This window comes from Pelagimonas phthalicica, from assembly GCF_004364805.1.
In the GTDB taxonomy this organism is placed as follows: Bacteria; Pseudomonadota; Alphaproteobacteria; order Rhodobacterales; family Rhodobacteraceae; genus Pelagimonas; species Pelagimonas phthalicica.
In genome coordinates, this window is record NZ_SOAP01000007.1 from 17,577 (window position 1) to 30,632 (window position 13,056).

Annotated in this window: 16 protein-coding genes; 1 reads left to right on the plus strand and 15 read right to left on the minus strand. The window is 60.9% G+C overall.

The genetic code is table 11. From position 1 onward, the window contains the following. From CLV87_RS22905 to CLV87_RS22940, 8 genes are all read right to left on the minus strand, one after another. The gene (locus CLV87_RS22905; RefSeq protein WP_133840898.1) at positions 1-768 is read right to left on the minus strand and encodes a type IV secretion system protein; all 768 of its coding nucleotides are present in this window, start codon (positions 766-768) and stop codon (positions 1-3) included. Continuing rightward, the gene (locus tag CLV87_RS22910) at positions 765-1,877 is read right to left on the minus strand and encodes a lytic transglycosylase domain-containing protein (protein ID WP_133840899.1); all 1,113 of its coding nucleotides are present in this window, start codon (positions 1,875-1,877) and stop codon (positions 765-767) included. Before CLV87_RS22910 ends, CLV87_RS22905 begins: the two co-directional genes overlap by 4 nt. After that, positions 1,874-2,083: a hypothetical protein gene (locus CLV87_RS22915; protein ID WP_133840900.1), complete on the minus strand. Its 210-nt coding sequence runs from the start codon at positions 2,081-2,083 to the stop codon at positions 1,874-1,876. Before CLV87_RS22915 ends, CLV87_RS22910 begins: the two co-directional genes overlap by 4 nt. Continuing rightward, positions 2,080-4,509 (minus strand): VirB4 family type IV secretion/conjugal transfer ATPase, encoded by a 2,430-nt coding sequence (locus CLV87_RS22920; protein WP_235872045.1) that lies wholly within the window; start codon positions 4,507-4,509, stop codon positions 2,080-2,082. Before CLV87_RS22920 ends, CLV87_RS22915 begins: the two co-directional genes overlap by 4 nt. Beyond that, positions 4,448-4,726 carry a type IV secretion system protein VirB3 gene (locus CLV87_RS22925; RefSeq protein WP_038070148.1) on the minus strand — a complete coding sequence of 93 codons (279 nt, stop codon included), beginning with the start codon at positions 4,724-4,726 and terminating at the stop codon, positions 4,448-4,450. The genes CLV87_RS22920 and CLV87_RS22925 overlap by 62 nt, the downstream gene beginning before the upstream one ends. Before the next feature lie 15 nt (positions 4,727-4,741). Beyond that, positions 4,742-5,023, minus strand: a complete 282-nt coding sequence (locus CLV87_RS22930) for a TrbC/VirB2 family protein (protein ID WP_065335126.1) — start codon at positions 5,021-5,023, stop codon at positions 4,742-4,744. 16 nt (positions 5,024-5,039) lie between these two features. Continuing rightward, on the minus strand, positions 5,040-5,567 hold the full coding sequence (locus tag CLV87_RS22935) for a lytic transglycosylase domain-containing protein (RefSeq protein ID WP_235872046.1): 528 nt from the start codon (positions 5,565-5,567) through the stop codon (positions 5,040-5,042). A 109-nt stretch (positions 5,568-5,676) separates the two neighbouring features. Beyond that, complete coding sequence (locus CLV87_RS22940; protein WP_133840902.1) at positions 5,677-5,991, minus strand: hypothetical protein; 315 nt, start codon at positions 5,989-5,991, stop codon at positions 5,677-5,679. A 132-nt stretch (positions 5,992-6,123) separates the two neighbouring features. Here CLV87_RS22940 and CLV87_RS22945 point away from each other — a divergent pair, with 132 nt between their 5' ends. Further along, positions 6,124-6,702 (plus strand): hypothetical protein, encoded by a 579-nt coding sequence (locus CLV87_RS22945; RefSeq protein ID WP_133840903.1) that lies wholly within the window; start codon positions 6,124-6,126, stop codon positions 6,700-6,702. On the opposite strand, the gene CLV87_RS22950 is transcribed toward CLV87_RS22945, so the two are convergent. The 7 genes from CLV87_RS22950 to CLV87_RS22980 form a co-directional block, all read right to left on the minus strand. Then, positions 6,696-6,896 carry a hypothetical protein gene (locus CLV87_RS22950; RefSeq protein WP_133840904.1) on the minus strand — a complete coding sequence of 67 codons (201 nt, stop codon included), beginning with the start codon at positions 6,894-6,896 and terminating at the stop codon, positions 6,696-6,698. The genes CLV87_RS22945 and CLV87_RS22950 overlap by 7 nt on opposite strands. 76 nt (positions 6,897-6,972) lie before the next feature. Continuing rightward, positions 6,973-7,182 carry a helix-turn-helix domain-containing protein gene (locus CLV87_RS22955; protein WP_133840905.1) on the minus strand — a complete coding sequence of 70 codons (210 nt, stop codon included), beginning with the start codon at positions 7,180-7,182 and terminating at the stop codon, positions 6,973-6,975. A 341-nt stretch (positions 7,183-7,523) separates the two neighbouring features. Then, positions 7,524-8,723, minus strand: coding sequence for a 3-oxoadipyl-CoA thiolase (pcaF, locus tag CLV87_RS22960; protein ID WP_009804213.1), 1,200 nt, complete (start codon positions 8,721-8,723; stop codon positions 7,524-7,526). Positions 8,724-8,725: 2 nt separating this feature from the next. Continuing rightward, positions 8,726-9,646 carry an electron transfer flavoprotein subunit alpha/FixB family protein gene (locus CLV87_RS22965; protein WP_009804214.1) on the minus strand — a complete coding sequence of 307 codons (921 nt, stop codon included), beginning with the start codon at positions 9,644-9,646 and terminating at the stop codon, positions 8,726-8,728. Then, positions 9,646-10,404: an electron transfer flavoprotein subunit beta/FixA family protein gene (locus CLV87_RS22970; protein WP_009804215.1), complete on the minus strand. Its 759-nt coding sequence runs from the start codon at positions 10,402-10,404 to the stop codon at positions 9,646-9,648. The genes CLV87_RS22965 and CLV87_RS22970 overlap by 1 nt, the downstream gene beginning before the upstream one ends. Before the next feature lie 76 nt (positions 10,405-10,480). Then, positions 10,481-11,236, minus strand: coding sequence for an SDR family NAD(P)-dependent oxidoreductase (locus tag CLV87_RS22975; protein WP_009804216.1), 756 nt, complete (start codon positions 11,234-11,236; stop codon positions 10,481-10,483). 72 nt (positions 11,237-11,308) lie between these two features. Further along, positions 11,309-12,946, minus strand: a complete 1,638-nt coding sequence (locus CLV87_RS22980; protein WP_009804217.1) for a flavin-containing monooxygenase — start codon at positions 12,944-12,946, stop codon at positions 11,309-11,311. Positions 12,947-13,056: the final 110 nt, after the last annotated feature.

Sequence of the window (13,056 nt, forward strand, 5' to 3'; positions counted from 1 at the left end):
TCATGGGTCCACCGCCATCGAGCGGAATTTGCGCTCATCCGCGAGGGTCGCGGCATCGACGACGCCAAGCTGGCCGGCACTGACGCCTTGCGCCGCTTCCAGCCGCCAGATTTGGGTCAGGATGATGCCGAGCTCGGCGGTGACGCGGGTGTTGAGATCGACAGCGGCCTTTAGACCGTCCTGATCATCGATGAGCCCGACCATGGTCTCGAGCCGCTCGAGGCTTTGGCCTGCCTCCTCGTGGCTTTCCTGCGCGGCGACGGACAGCATGGCGCTGGCTCCGGCGGAGGCGGCTATGCGGTTGTCGGCGGGCTGATCCGATCCCGAGAGCGTGCTCAGGCGCTCCGAGGTGAAGCCGCTGTCCGACAGCACGCGCTCGACGGAGGCCGAGAGTTCCGCACCGGGATTGAAGCCGCTGAGGAAATCGCCGCTGGCCAAGGACTGCGCGGTGTTGAGAGGAGCCACGAGCTTGCCGCGCAGCGCGCGGAATTCCTCGACTGTTGCGAAGAGCTCGCCCAACCCGCTGCCCTCGATCAGCGAGGTCAGTTGCGCCTCAAGGTTTGTGAGCTGCGACAGCTGGGTTTCCAGTTCCAGCCGCATGGTGGCGAGTTGCTGCATCTGGACATTTAGATCCTCAGCCATGTGTTCGAGCTGGGCGACGAGTTGGCCAAGCTGCGAGCCATCGAAGGTCGGCACGCCCTGAGCCGTGGCGGGCCCGCTGAGCCCGAGCGCGGTGACCGCGGCGGCGGTCAGGAGAAGCTGTCTCATTCGGGAACTCCCATTTGCATGAAGTCGCGCTCGGCCAATCGGTCGGCGACGAGGTGCTGCGCGTAGGCTGCCTCGCGCTGCTGGTTGGCGGCCATCAGCCGGACACGAAGATTGAGAATGCGGGCGATCTCGGCCTTGGCGTAGGTGTTGAGTTCCCAGGCCGCCTTGGCATTGGGCTGCGCATCGATCTGCAGGATGATCGCGCGGAGGCGGTTGATCACTTGCTCGGTCGTTGCCGAACTATCGGCGGCGTAATAGACGCCTGCCTCGGAGATGCTGGCATATTCGGCCAGTGCAAAATCCGAGGGCGAGAGCGTCCCGAGCGCGTCGGCGCCGCCAACGACAGCCAGGTATTCGTTGTAGAACTTCGAGATGTTGCGCACGTAGCCCTGGGTTTCGGCAAAGGGCGGCACGCCGCCATATTCGATGACCCGGCCCGGTCCGGCGTTATAGGCCGCAAGCGCATGGGGGATGTTGCCGAAGCGGCCCAACTGCGTGGTGATGTAACGCGCGCCGCCGCGCAGGTTGTCCTTCACATCATAGCGATCGACGCCGAGGTCAGACGCGGTTCCAGGCATGAGCTGGGTCAGCCCATAGGCGCCGACCGGGCTTTCGGCGGCGACGTTGAAGCGGCTCTCCTGCTTGATCAGGGCCTGGAAGAGGCAGCGCCACTGGGTGGCGGAGAGGCCGGCGCGGGCCACACCCGGCGCGCCTGCGAACTCGCCCGCGACCTCGACGATCATCATCTCGACGGTCTCGCGGCCCTCGCCAAAAAGGCGGCTCACCATCGGACTCGCATCGGTGTTCGGGTAGACCGCCGCCACCCCGAAATCCGCATTGCCCTCGAGCGCGCGGATATCGAAGCCGGGGCCGGTGATCGCGGCGGTCATCTCCTCGAGGACGCGCAGTTGGTCGGCCTGGACGTCGGCCAGCGTGGACTCGGTGCGGTCCTTGTCCTGCTGCACGCCCAGATCCTCGGCCAATGCCGTCACCCGTGCGATGGCGCGGCCGATCGCGGAATTGTCCTGCGTCGGAACCCCTTGGGCATGCGCGGGCAGGGTACCGAGGCCGAGGCAAAGCCCGGCGGATATGATCGCGGCGCGGTTCATTCCGGACGGGGCAGGGGCTCGAAGGTGCAGTCGGGCTTGTCCGTCTCCTGAACCGCTGCGCCCATGGTCGAGAAGGAAAGCGCGGACCGGGTCACCTGCGGCTCGCCATTGCGACCGAAGCAGGGCGAGGTTTTCTCGGTGTACTTTTCGCAAGCCGACAGCAGGCTTGCGGCAGCGCAAAGCGCCAGGAGGGGTTTTGAACTCATATCACATGTCTCCAGAAATCGGGATTGGCGCGCCAATCGGCAGGCACGCGGGCCTCGCCGGTGGCACCGCCGCCAAGGATGGGAAGGAGGTCTCCAAGCGCGGAGAGATCGGCGTCGACGAAGACGCTGTCGCCCGCCGAGCGCACAAGCGCGATGCGCTGGCCGATGGTGGGCTGGACGAGAAGGGCCGCCTCTTTGGCGTTCACGCGGAGGAAATCGTAATCCGAGATTGTGGCGCGGTCGTTCGGGAAGAGGATCTGGGTCGGTACTGTCTCGACGATGGTCTTGCCGACGCGGCTGTCGCGCAGCTGGCTTGGATATTGCGTCATCATGATGACGACGCAGTTCATCTTGCGCAGCGTCACCAGCCAGTTTTCGAGTCGCGCCCCAAAGTAGGGATCGTCCAAGAGCTTCCAGGCTTCGTCGAGGACGATGATGGTGGGGCGGCGGTCCTCGACCACGCGTTCAATCTGGCGGAAGATATAGGAGAGCACCGCCATGCGCTCGGTGGTCATGTCGAGGATTTCGGTCATGTCGAAGCCGATGATGTCGGAGGCCAGTTCAAGCCCGGCACCCTGTTCCGGCTCGTCAAAGACCCAACCGTAGCGCCCACCCGGCGCCCATTCGGCGACGCGGCTTTGCAACTCGCCATCATCATCAAGCGATTGAAACAGCGTCTCGAAACTAACGAAGCGTTGCAGCGCCGCGCCCGCATCGGCGTTCTGCCCGACGGCACTCTGGATATGGCGGGATTGCTCGCCCGAGAGCGTGCCATTGCGCGTGAGAAGGGTCGCAAGCCAGTCCGAGAGCCAGGCGCGGCCACGCTCATCGGTCTCGGTCGCAAGCGGGTTCAGCCCCGTGGGAACACCGGCCCGGATTTCGTTGTAGCGGCCTCCGAGGGCGCGCACGGCCATCTCGAGGCCGCGATCCTTGTCGAAGAAGAAGAGCCGCGCGCCGACCCGTTGCGCCTGCGCCGCGAGGAAGGCGGTGGTGAGCGTCTTGCCGGTGCCGGTGCGTCCCAGAACGAGGGTGTGGCCGACGGTCGGTTCCTTGCCCGGGCTGCCCGCCTCGTGGAAATTGAAGCGATAACCCGAGGTGCCGACCGTCGGCAGGACCGAAATGGTCTGACCCCAAGGCGACTGATCCGGCCCGCGCCCTTCGACGCTGCCGTGAAGTGCCGCGAAATCCGCGAAGTTGATCGAGGAGATCGGCGTCTTCCGCGCCCGGTAGCCGAAGTTGCCGGGGGACTGCGCGAAGTAGGTGGCTTTCAATGCCATATTCTCGCGCACGATCACCGACATGATCTCCTGGCCCACGCGCTTGATCTGGGCGGCGGCCCGTTCGAGCGTGTCGCGGTCTGGTGCATAGACGGCGATCGAGAGGTGATGGTCGCCAAAGGCGATGCGGCCTGCTTCCTGATCGTCGGCGGCTTGCCCGAGTTGCTCGCGCAGGGAAACGGCGGCATCGTCGGAGGCATGCATCTGGCGGATGATCCTTTGGATGCGCTCAGCCATGATGTTGTTCGGGATCGGGCTGAAGGAGTTCGTCAGTACGATGTCGAGCGGCAGGTCGAGCGCGTCGAGCAGCGTGACGTCTGTAAGCGCCGGATAAGTCTTCATCGAGAAGAGAGCGCCGTATTTGACCTGGCCGGTCACGGCGTCGGTCAGGGTGACCACGTCGCCGTCGAAGGTCGCGCGGCAGTTGCTGAGCGTGTGCGAGAGGGGCAGGGTGCTTTGCCCGAAGGAGATCGGGGAGAAGCTGCCTGCGTTCAGTGTGTTGAGGTAGCCCAGCCACTCCCCGCCCGACTTTGTGAGCCTCACGGGATTGGCCGAGGCAAGCGCCACCTCGAAGAAGCCCATGACCTCGTTCAGCTCCTGCAGGCGCGTCGCGCGGTCCTTGACCCAGGCCTTGCGGGCCAGCGCGCGGAGGAGCGGAATACGAGCCGAAATGTCGGGGCGCCGGATCACGCTGAGATAGAGCTGGCGCTTGGCGGGGCAGAGGTCTTTGACATGGGCCTGCCAGCGCGCGTCGATCGCGGCTGCGAAACTGTCTCCCTCGATGGGGCGCATCCCGAGATCCTGCGGCACGGAGATCCGGTGAATGTAGAAGCCGAAGGCACTGCCAGTCTGGGCGACGATGGCCGCGACCGCGCGTTTGAGCGCGTCGAGCCGGGCGTCCTCAGAGGTCATCGGATTCAGACCATCAAGGCGCAGGGTCGCCAAGAGGTCGCCTTCGCGCAGGACCATGACATCGTCTTCCGCGAGCGCAAAATACGGCAGATGCTCCGCGAGATAGCTCTCCCGCGCGAACGCCCCGCCGCCAGCCTGAAGCAGAGCGGTTCCGTGAGTGGAAAGAGTGCCCGCATCAAGCGCCAAAGCTGTCGCCTCCGTGCAGGGCCCGGTTCTTCGTCGGGCGCACTGATCCATAGGAGACGCGCAGCACTTCGAAGAAATGCGGCTCGCGGTCAGCGACGAACCAGAGGATCGGATAGGCGACAAGGCCGATCAGGAAGAACACCATCGACTTGGTCCAGATGAACGGCAGAACGACCCCGGTCGCCAGTACCACGAGGTATCCGACAGGGAGGCCCAGATACTTGGGCGGTCGGGCGAGGCCCAGAAAAAGGGGGGATCGTTCTGCCAACTCTATTCTCCAACCTCAGGAGAAGCCGTCGACGATGGTGCCGGCCGAGAAGATCAGCACGATCCCGATGATGACCGAGGCGAACCAGCCCCAGTTCAGCCGCCCCATCATGCACATGAAGCCGGTGCCGATGACCGCGAGCGTGGCGACCGCGATCCCGATCGGACCGGTCAGCGCGGCCTCGACGGTTTCCAGCATGGTCTGGATCGGTGACAAGTCCTGCGCGAAAGCGGGCGTTGCGAAAGCTGCCAGGGTTGTGGCGACGGGCAAGAGGCGGCTGAGGCGATGTCTGAGCATGCGAAGTTCCCTTGTTTTACTGAAGATCGATGAGGACCGGAGCGCGCGCAGGCACCCGGGCTGCGACGCGGATGTCCGGCGAGGAAACAGGTGTAGCCGCGAGTCGGGACCGGATCCGGTGGATGCGCGCGATGTAGTCGCGGGTCTCGGTGAAGGGTGGAATGCCGGAATGCTCGACCACGCGGTGCGGGCCGGCGTTATAGGCTGCGAGCGCCAGATCGATGTCCTTGAACGTGGCGATCTGCGCGAGCAGATAGCGTGCGGCGCCATCGAGGTTCTGAGAGGGATCGCGCGGATCGACCCCGAGGCTGCGGGCCGTGTCTGGCATCAGCTGGCCGAGCCCATAGGCGCCTTTGGGGCTCACGGCGGTCGGGTTGTAGCTGCTCTCGGCCTCGATAAGGGCGCGGAACAGGACGAGCCAGTGGCCTGCATCAAGACCCACCTTCCGGAGCGCATGGTTGCTCTGGTGGCGGGCAGCAGTCCTGCGGATCAGGTCGAGGATGTCGTCTCGACCCGAAGGAGGGGTGGCATCCCGAGACGCCAATACGACCCCGGCCTCAGCGTCACCATCCAGCCCTGCCCAAGCAGGTCGGTCTCCGTAGAAGGTCCAGCCAGACGTCCGGGCTGTGCCGTCGCGACCGAAGGCGATGACGTCAGCCGCGCTCCTCGAGGGTAATGCTGTAGTCAGGGCCAAAGCGCAGATCGCGCCCGTCACCGAACTCGAGATGATGTTTGAAGAGGCCCGGCCATATGTTGAAATACCGCGGCTCTGGCCCGTGCGGGGTGATCCGGGTCGAGACCAGAATGGCTTCCGGCTCGCCCTCGCGCAGGTAGATGCACTGGTAGCGCGGCTTGCCATCGTCCGTGAACCCCACGAGTTCATACCGGCAGCGGAACGCGATGCCCTTTTCAAAAAGGTCTTTGACACCATCGATGGTGATCAGGATCTGGTTGCGCGCTATCGGCATGTTCGGACTCTCCCCACGAGAGCCCTTCTACTTCACGACACTAAGGCCATAAAGTCATATGGAGTCAATACAACATATTGCGGAAAAAAACATATTGCACGATAGTTGCCGCAACTTTTGCGGGAGAGCGACATGAATCGACAGGCGATGGCAGCGGCGATGGGGGCGATGGCGGTGTTCGGAGCCCCTGAGAAGGCGCAGGCCTATGATATCGACTGCGCTATCATGCTCTGCATGGCGGGAGGTTTCCCGCCGAGCGCTGTCTGCGCACGGGCCTATCGCACCATGATCCGCCGCATCACGCCCTGGCCCAGCCTGCCGCCCTTCGGGGTCTGTACCTTCGCTCACGTGCCGGTCGAGCTGGGCGGACCGGGTGGAGAGGGCGAACTCGACACCAACCTACCTGAATACGAATGGCTGAACCGGACTCATGTGATCTGGTTCACCGGGCGCTCCTACGAGCCGCGTGACGAGCCGCGTCAATGGGACTGGTCGATACGTTCTTGCGATCGCGAAAACCGGACCTGCCGCTACATCCAGCGGGTTTACGGATCCCACACGCCCTGGCCCGCGACATTCATCTCGGAAAGCGGTCAGGAGATTGCCTACCCAAGCGGTGGTGGCCTCTGGCACTTCTACTCCCGCAGCATCATGGTCGAATACGGCGACTACGAGGGCAACATGGGTCATTCGGAGTGGTTTTCCTACTGATCCGAACTGTCCGATGCCTTCAGGGAGAACGGGCGAAGGTCGGCAAGATCTGTGTCATAGCGTTCTGGATCAACATGCCAACGACGGCTCACCGAGCCATCATTCCAACGGTAATCGGTGAACAGGTGAATCTCCTGCGCACCATCGTTCAGAAACCCGTCTTGGAAGGGCCAGCCTGTCTTCTTCTTACCCATTGAACTCTCTGCACTCCATTTGACTACCTCTTGAGACGTTCCACTCCAGGACGCATCAGGAGCTGGCAAATAATGGCTAGCGTTTTGTGAAGAGCTCTTTTGGATCTACGTTCAGCGCTTTGGCGATACGTTCGAGAAGGTCGAGGGAGGCGGCGAACTTGGCGTTCTCGACCTTGCCCATATGGCCGCGGCTCACGTCGGCCCGATGAGCAAGCTCCTCTTGGCTGAGGCCGCGGGCGCGTCTCAAGTCCTGGATGTTCAGTGCTACACGGTCCCGCAAGTTCATGCCCGCGAAACGGACACGCTGCGCGAAATATCGCCACGCGATATATGTTACATTCGGAAGTGCAGAGAAGAAATCTTGTAGCGGCGCGAGGTCGCCGAAATGGGATGCCTGCCGATACGCAGGTCACGGGATGATCCGTCTCGCAAACATTCTGGGCCGTTCAATCGTTCTTTCGGAAAAGGGCGGCACCGGCATTACCGGTGCCGCTAGTCGGTCGCTCCCGGGGAAAATTTGAAAGGCGACAACAGGGAGGCTGTAGAGGACTAATTCTACCGGAAATTTTGGGTTGGCCAAAAATCCCATAAGAGAACTTATGTTAGTTTTGTGGTTGTCGCGGCACCTCAGACAGCTTCGAGCGCGATTGCAATCCCCTGTCCCACGCCAATACACATGGTCGATAACGACTTTTCTCCAGGTTTGAGGTCCAGCATCGCTGAACCAGTGATGCGGGCACCTGACATGCCAAGCGGATGGCCGAGAGCAATAGCGCCGCCGTTCGGGTTCACGCGGGCGTCATCATCCGCGATCCCCAGGTGCCGTAGTGTGGCCAGACCCTGCGAAGCAAAGGCTTCGTTAAGTTCGATTACCGAGAAGTCTTCTTGTTTCAGTCCAAGTCGCGCCATCAGCTTTTCCGACGCCGGTGCCGGCCCGAAACCCATGATGCGCGGTGCGACGCCCGCGGTTGCGCCGCCCAAGACCCTTGCGATCGGTGTGAGGCCAAATTTTTTTGCGACGTCGCTGGTGGCAAGGATCAATGCTGCGGCACCATCGTTCACGCCCGAAGAATTCCCAGCGGTTACAGTGCCGTCCGCTTTTACGAAAGTTTTCAGTTGGGCGAGCGCTTCCAAAGTCGTACCCGCGCGAGGGTGTTCATCCTGTACGACGATCTTTGGCTCCCCCTTTCGCTGAGGAATCTCTACCGGGACAATTTCACGGGCCAAACGACCGTTCGCCATGGCATCTCTCGCCTTTCGCTGCGAACGCATGGCGAAGGCATCTTGGTCGGCGCGGTTGATGCTGAAGTCTTCCGCTACGTTTTCGGCCGTTTCAGGCATGCTGTCGACGCCGTATTGACTCTTCATCTGTTTATTGACGAAGCGCCAGCCGATGGTGGTGTCTTCAGCAGAATTTTCGCGCGAGAATGCAGTTGTAGCTTTTGGCATCACAAACGGAGCACGAGACATGCTTTCCACACCGCCAGCAACAATGAGATCGGCTTCTCCAGCTTTGATCGCGCGGGCGGCTGTGATTACGGCGTCCATACCCGATCCGCACAACCGGTTCATCGTCGTGCCAGGGACACAATCCGGAAATCCCGCGAGTAGCAGCGACATGCGTGCGACGTTGCGGTTGTCCTCGCCCGCCTGGTTGGCGCAGCCGAAAATCACTTCGTCAATGGCCGCTAGATCTAGCTTCGGGTTTCGGCTGGCCAGGGCCCTGAGTGGGATTGCACCAAGATCGTCGGCTCGCACAGAAGAAAGCGCGCCGCCATAGCGACCAATTGGTGTGCGGATGTAATCGCAGATGTAGACGTTTGTCATTCTTAGAGTGCCTTTGTCATATCCGGGACGGCGTCGAGCAGGTCTGCGACCAGGCCGTAGTCGGCGACCTGGAAGATCTGGGCCTCTTCATCCTTGTTGATGGCGACGATGACCTTGCTGTCCTTCATGCCTGCAAGGTGTTGAATTGCCCCGGAAATCCCGACCGCGATGTACAGCTCGGGCGCCACGACCTTGCCGGTCTGGCCGACCTGCCAGTCGTTCGGTGCGAACCCGCTATCCACCGCCGCGCGCGAGGCGCCGACCGCCGCGCCCAGCTTGTCGGCCAGGCCCTCGATGATCGCGAAGTTCTCCTCGGAACCGACGCCGCGACCGCCCGAGACCACGATCTTGGCCGAGGTCAGTTCCGGACGATCCGACGCCGCGACCTTGTCCTCGACCCAGGCGCTCAGGCCCGCGTTGCCGGCCGCTGCGATGGCCTCGACGGCGGCCGAACCACCCTGGCCAGCCGCGTCGAAGGCGGTGGTGCGGACGGTCAGTACCTTCTTGGAATCGTTGGACTTTACCGTCTGAATCGCGTTGCCCGCGTAGATCGGGCGTTCGAACGTGGACCCGTCCACGATGGCGGTGACGTCCGACAAAACCATCACGTCCAGCAGCGCCGCGACGCGCGGCAGGATGTTTTTCGCGCTCGCCGTGGACGGAGCAACGATATGTTCATAATTGCCTGCCAGGCTGACCACCAGATCGGCGACCGGCTCGGCCAGGCCGTTGGCATAGGCGGCGTCATCCGCCACCAGAACCTTTGCCACGCCGTCGATCTTCGACGCGGCCTCGCCTGCGGCAGCGGGGCCCGCAACCAGAACGGTCACATCGCCCAGCGATTTGGCAGCGGTCACCGCCTTGGCGGTGGCGTCCAGCGCCAGTGCACCACCGGCGATTTCTGCAAGGAGAAGAACAGCCATTACACGATCCCCTTTTCTTTCAGCTTCGACACCAGCTCGTCGACCGAGCCAACCATTTCCCCGGCCGAACGCGCGGCGGGCTCTGCCGTCTTGACGACGGTCAGGCGCGGCGTGACATCGACGCCGAAATCGGCGGCGGTCTTTTCGTCCAGCGGTTTCTTCTTGGCTTTCATGATGTTGGGCAGCGAGGCGTAGCGCGGCTCGTTCAGGCGCAGGTCGGCGGTGACGATCGCCGGCAGCTTCACCTTGATGGTCTGCAGACCGCCGTCCACTTCGCGGGTCACGACGGCATGCTCGCCCTCGATCGCAACCTCAGAGGCATAGGTCGCCTGACCCCAGCCCAGCAGCGCCGCCAGCATCTGGCCGGTCGCGTTCATGTCGTTGTCGATCGCCTGTTTGCCCGCGATCACCAGGCCCGGCGCCTCGGCGTCGATCACGGCCTTTAGGATCTTGGCCACCGCCAGCGGCTCGATATCTTGGTGCACGTCGTCGGCGGCCACGACGAGGATCGCCCGGTCCGCGCCCATCGCCAGCGCCGTGCGCAGCGTTTCCTGCGCCTGTTTCACGCCGATCGACACGACGACAAGCTCGTCCGCCTTGCCCGCTTCCTTCAGACGGATCGCCTCTTCAACCGCAATCTCGTCGAACGGGTTCATCGACATCTTCACATTCGCGAGACCAACTCCGCTACCGTCCGCCTTAACGCGAACCTTCACGTTGTAATCAATTAGGTGTTTTATAGGTGCAATTATTTTCATTGGCGTTTATCGTCTTGGAAATTTGCAATGGCAGTAACGGCCCGGGTTCCAGGCCGTTACTTGGGATGTGTCTCTGTCAATTCGCAGTATAACCGCCATCTACTACAATCTCTGCTCCGTGAACGAACGATGACTCATCCGATGCGAGGAACAGGACCGCATTCGAAACCTCTTCAGGTTTGCTTGGCCGCTTGAGCAGCGTGGCCCCCAGAATTGCCTGCCGGGTCTCTTCGTCGGCGTGTAGCAGATCTTTTGTCATGGGAGTATCGATGACACCGGGATGGATCGAATTGACACGTATGCCACTTTCGGCCAGGTCGACTGCGCAGGATTTGGTCAACATCCGTACGGCGCCTTTGGATCCAATGTAGGCTCCCGCCGAAGCGGCACCAACAATCCCATAGATTGAAGAAATATTGATAATTGATGCTTTTTCGGTCTCTTTCATCAATGGAACCGCGGCTCGGATACCGAGATAAACACCGCGTACATTGACGTTGATCGTCATGTCAAATTCGTCAGGCGAGGTTTCGTGGAGCGGCTTCAGAATGAGAATGCCAGCGTTGTTCACTAGCACATCAAGTCGACCAGCACTTGATTGCACCGTGGAGATGACATTCTTCCAATCTTCTTCAAGCGTCACGTCATGCTGAATGAATTCCGCCTTCCCTCCGGCTCCAATGATACCTTTTACTACGCTTTCACCCGCTTCCGTATCACGGTCGGTTACAAATACATGCGCGCCTTCACGTGCCAGCGTTTCACAATGGGCTTTTCCCATGCCCATGGCGCCACCTGTTACCAGTGCGACTTTTCCGGATACCCGTCCCATAGTTCTCTCCTGAGTGTTCATGAACAAATTTAATTGTTTCCGCCGGGTTTTCTTAATGCCCGACGGAATTCTTTACACCTTCTCGGCAGTGCGGTCGCGGATCAGGGATGTATAACCTTCCTCCTTAACCGCACTAATGGCATTGCGATAATTGCCAATCCCGGCCATGTAGAACATCACCGCATTCTTCTTTCCGGGGATATTTGCGCCGAAGATCCAGCTTTCAGCTTTGGGGAAGAGTGTCATGTCGGCGATTTCACGGCAGGTGCCAACCCAAGCGTCGCGCGCCTCCACGGTTGGCTCCACACTTTGAACCCCCTCTTCTTCCATTGCGCAAATCGTGTCAGCGATCCATTCAACTTGCGTCTCAATGCTGGGGGGCAGGTTAGTGAAGGGGCCATTAGGGCCAAGGATCATGAAGAAGTTAGGGAAGTCTACCTCCATCATGCCGAGGTAACCGAGTGGGCCTTCCTTCCAAGTGTCGCGCATGGTCACGCCTCCGCGTCCGCGGAGGTCCATTTTGACGTAATTGCCGTCGACCGCATCGAAACCAGTGGCAAAGATTACGATGTCAAGCTCATGCTCCTCGCCGCTTTCGAGACGAATGCCGTTCGGAGTGAACTCTGCGATCGGATCGGCCTTCACGTCGGCGAGGGTCACGTTGTCTCGGTTGTAGACCTCGTAATAGTTGTTTCCGCAAAGCGGGCGCTTGGCGTAAAGGTCCTTCGGCGTCAGTTTCTCTGCGACCTTGGGGTCCTTCACGATTTGCTTGATCTTGCCCTTGATGAAGTCAGCGGCCGCATCATTGGCCACTTGGCTGGTCGCAATATCGCAAAAGGTGCCAAACATGAAATAGAAACCACCGCCGCGCTGCCAGGCGGCTTCGAAGACCCGCTCCCGTTCCTCGGGCGAGGCGGTTTCGGCGGGTTCGGCGCTTTCTTCGAAGCCGAAGGCCACAACAGAATTCTTCACTTGATTCCAGATATTATCGTAGTTCGCCTTTTGCTCGGCGATGGTAGCATCGTCTTGCGGGGTGTTCCCAATCGGCACGACATATTGTGCAGAGCGCTGAAAAACAGTCAGGTGTTTTGCAATTGGTGCCGTTGCAGTGATAACCTGAACACCCGTCGAGCCGGTGCCGATAATGCCCACGCGTTTGTTGCTCAAGTCCACTCCCTCGGGCCAGGCACCTGTGTGTAAGATACGGCCTTTGAAATCATCGATGCCCTTGAATTTTGGAACATTCGTTGCGGACAAGAGACCGAGGCCAGTGACAAGGTATTTTGCGGTAACTGTCTCACCACTATCAGTGATCACGTTCCAGAGACCGGTTTTTTCATTATAGTGCGCGCCATCCACTTTGGTGTCGAACTTGTAGCTGCGTCGAAGATCGAGATGATCCGCTACCTCGTTCATGTATTCGAGGATCTCGGGCTGGGTCAGATACCGGGTTTTCCAGCGGCCTTTTCGAAGCAACTCTTTGTCAAAAGAATAGCGATAGACATAGCTTTCCGTGTCTGACAGCGCACCGGGATATCGGTTCCACCACCAGGTGCCGCCAACGTCACTGGCGCTGTCATAGCCCCGGACGTTCAGTCCCTGCTCGTTGCGAAGTTTGTGGACAGCGTAAAGCCCGCCGAAGCCCGCGCCAATGACGACTGCGTCAAAATCCGCTCCGACCGTTTTAGTATTCTCAGTCTGAATGTTCATATCACTCCTCCCAGAGTAAGACCGCTCCGCCCCGCAGATTGCGGGTGAGATGCTAGATGAATGTTTCGTAGGGGTTTGTCTCGCACCGCACCGCAATGCAGTGCGAGTAC